Origin of the sequence: Limosilactobacillus coleohominis (assembly GCF_016901675.1) — a bacterium.
Classification (GTDB): Bacteria; Bacillota; Bacilli; order Lactobacillales; family Lactobacillaceae; genus Limosilactobacillus; species Limosilactobacillus intestinavium.
This window is the reverse complement of sequence record NZ_JACJKU010000141.1, coordinates 1-1,483: the sequence shown is the minus strand read 5'-3', so window position 1 is coordinate 1,483 and position 1,483 is coordinate 1. Positions and strand designations below refer to the sequence as shown.

Here is a 1,483-nt window from a genome sequence, read left to right as displayed (position 1 = left end):
ACAAAGGCTAGTGGATGCTGTTAAACATTTATTAGTCATTGATCTGTTGGCGGGTGAAATATTAATCAATATTTCCCGGGAAATACGGCCTGAGGGTGAAACTTTATTAGATCTCGAATGGCAACAAAATCAGTTGGTTTTAACCGGTAGTGCGCCACAAATCATGGTGACACCGATGGATGAACTAGTTAATGACTGTCATCACCAAGCATTGCACATTCTATGGAAGCACCCCATTCGTTATGCAGATACTACTGATTCGGATTTGGTAAGTGTTGCTTGTGATGTGGCAGTTAATCAGTATCTGCCAGAACCGCCAAGTGGAACGATGACTCTGGCTAAATTAATGCAGATATTACGGCAGCCGCTATCTGCAGAGCAAGATTCAAGCTATTATCTTCAAAAGTTACGTCAAATGAATGTCCAACAACGACAACGGTTTAATCAAGAAGTGAAAAAAGAACAATTGACTAGTCCAGAAAAGTTGCATCAAGGTTGGTTTAATTCTGGCAATGATTTGATTCGAACTGGGAAATTGGCAAATGTGGTCCGGCACAGTACAGAAAAATTAACAGAACACCAGCGTGGACTATTACCGCAATCGGTTCAAGCAAGTTTGGGAATATCCCAAAACAATTACGAACTCCCATTTCGCAAGGCATTTTGGAAATTAATTGGACCGGTCTCAGACGGTTATCAAGCATCACGGGCGCGGTTTAACCGTCGCCAGCCACAAAGACTTGAATTACCGGGGAAAATAACCCGCTTTGTCAACCAGCTTTATGTATTTATAGATCAATCAGGATCGATGAGTAATAAAACAGTCAGCCAGATCATTAGCTTAATTAATCAGCTAGCCCATCAAGCTGGCGTACAAATGTTAGTTGGTGATTTTGATGCTCAAATTCAGACGCCGCCACAAGTTGTCAATCCACAACATCATCTGAAAATGGAGAGGCATGGTGGTGGAGGAACCAGCTACCAGCCAATTTTCGATTATTTAAAAGGGCATAATATTGTTAAGTCTACACCAGTAATGATCATTACGGATGGGTGGGGAGAGGAAGCAATTGATCCCCATGGCTTTTATCGGATACTATGGTTACTCACTCCTGATGGAAAATTATCTGTTAAGGATAATCCAGGAGTGACTAGTAGATTGAAGGTGCAAGAATGAAATTAATACCACCACATCAGCTCCAAAAGATTTTAGATAATGACCTTGAATATCAGCAAGCCAAAAAATTGTTATGGCTAAATTGGGATGAAGATCCTAATATGTTGTATCACCAAATGATAGAACCAGATGTAGTATCACTTGCGCGGTCATTACAATCAACAGGATTGATAAGCGGACGTGTGAATTTAGCTGACTATCGATCTGTAAGCCAATTGGTAGGGCAACATGATCATTGGTTTTCATCGAACGCAAAAAAGGAACTATTAAAGCCGTTCGAATAACAGAGTTATTTCGGTATAATAG

Annotated in this window: 2 protein-coding genes; both read left to right on the top strand. The window is 40.5% G+C overall.

The genetic code is table 11. The annotated features are described in order from the left end of the window. Positions 1-1,177, top strand: a 1,177-nt coding sequence (locus H5975_RS08050) for a VWA-like domain-containing protein (protein WP_204785606.1), incomplete at its 5' end; no start/stop codon positions are given. Beyond that, positions 1,174-1,461, top strand: coding sequence for a hypothetical protein (locus tag H5975_RS08045; RefSeq protein ID WP_204785605.1), 288 nt, complete (start codon positions 1,174-1,176; stop codon positions 1,459-1,461). The genes H5975_RS08050 and H5975_RS08045, both read left to right, overlap by 4 nt. Positions 1,462-1,483 lie beyond the last annotated feature (22 nt).